Annotated in this window: 1 protein-coding gene; it reads right to left on the bottom strand. The window is 67.6% G+C overall.

Annotated elements, in window-relative coordinates; genetic code table 11:
- Positions 1 to 14: 14 nt before the first annotated feature.
- The coding region (locus I6F47_RS20410; protein ID WP_197184472.1) for a hypothetical protein at positions 15 to 817 on the bottom strand (803 nt) is incomplete at its 5' end.

Raw genomic sequence — 817 nt, 5'->3', positions numbered from 1 at the left:
GCTTCTGGAACCGGCTAAACAGGTTCGACATGTGTTTCCACCCCCAAGGTTTGCCAGATAGACGGCAGCCCAACTTCGACCTGCACGCTGCGCGTGAGACCGATGCGCTCGATGCCCCCATCCAAGTAGCGCACGAAGCTGCCCGGGGCGATGATCCCGGTCTCAGCGAGCACCGGCAGGCGCAGGCCCACTGTGGCGATGCGGCCTGTGTCGGACAGCACGGCGATACCCCGCTGGCGCGCGGCCACCGCCTCGGTGATCAGCGGGTCGATGATGGTGGGCGCCAGGTAGTCGCCAGCGGTGCCTTCTCGCGTCACGCGGCCGTTGACCCCAACCTGCTGGCCCATGACGTACACCCGGTTGTAGCGGGCCTTGTCGCGCCACTCGATGCTCTCGCGGCTCATCACCGCCGATGGCAGCTCGAAGTCGGGTGTGACGCCCGCCCAGTCCCACGGCGCCACGGGGTAGCGCGACAGGACCCGCAGCACCTCGTCGGTGTTGTGGGGCTGCAGGTACGCCGAGATCGACCCGGCCACCTGGTTCAGCGCGGTGATGTAGCTGCCCTGGTGGCTGAACACGCCCGCAGGCACGTTCCAGTCGTCCGGGTTCCACTCCACGTCCCAGCCCAGCGGCACGCCGTTGTCGGTCAGGATGTCGTTCATGAGCTGTTCAGCCGTGCGGCCAAACTCGTTGCCGAAGCTCATGATCGGCGCGTACGGGGCGTCGAGCACCGCCGCGCGGCCACGGCCACCTATGCGCAGGTCGCTCCGGCCGAACGTGCGCTCGCGGGAGATAGACTCCACGATGAAGCGGTAGG

The organism is Pseudoalteromonas sp. NZS37, from assembly GCF_015864265.1.
Classification (GTDB): domain Bacteria; phylum Pseudomonadota; class Gammaproteobacteria; order Enterobacterales; family Alteromonadaceae; genus Pseudoalteromonas; species Pseudoalteromonas arctica.
This window is presented reverse-complemented; position numbering and strand designations above follow the sequence as displayed.